The sequence below is a fragment of the Oleiphilus sp. HI0123 genome, from assembly GCF_001635315.1.
In genome coordinates, this window is record NZ_LWGE01000735.1 from 1 (window position 1) to 747 (window position 747).

At 45.6% G+C, this 747-nt stretch carries 1 protein-coding gene; it reads left to right on the forward strand.

Annotated features, from left to right (window positions below):
* Positions 1–747 (forward strand): efflux RND transporter permease subunit (locus A3761_RS06555; protein ID WP_197472903.1); only part of this gene is annotated, 747 nt, incomplete at both ends.

Genomic DNA, 747 nt, shown 5'->3' on the forward strand with positions numbered 1-747 from the left:
TTAATAACTGGTTGGCTGACACAAAGCCCCTACTCCCTCAAACTGTTCAGTTACACGCTTATAATGAAGCCTACGTACTAATTGAGGACCGTATTAACCTGCTAATCAAAAACGGCCTAGGCGGCTTGATTCTAGTGGTCAGCATCCTATTCATATTCCTCAATGGTCGTGTGGCCTTTTGGGTTGCTGTCGGTATCCCAATATCATTTATGGGCACACTTGCAATACTCTACCTCGTTGGCGGCAGTATCAACATGGTCAGCATGTTCGCGCTAATCATGGCGCTGGGCATCATTGTCGATGATGCAATTGTTGTAGGCGAAGATGCCCTCACTCACTATAGCAAAGGTGAAAACCCTCTACGTGCTGCTGAAGTCGGTGCTCGCAGGATGTTCGTGCCAGTCTTATCTTCTTCGTTGACAACCGTTTCTGCCTTCCTTCCATTGATGCTCATTAGCGGCATTATCGGCAACATTCTGTTCGACATTCCACTAGTAATTATCTGTGTCATTATCGCCTCTGTAATTGAGTGCTTTCTCGTCTTACCAGGTCATTTAAATCATTCCTTTAAGCGCTCCTTTAAAGCCAATGCAGCGGGTTCATATCGGGTAAAAATCGATCCAGGTTTTAATCGCTTTCGGGATAATTTCTTCCGCCCTTTATCCGAAAAATCGATCGAGAATCGATGCGTTATTCTTTGTCTATCCGTCGCGATCCTGGCTGTCAGTATCACTCTGATTGCCTCGG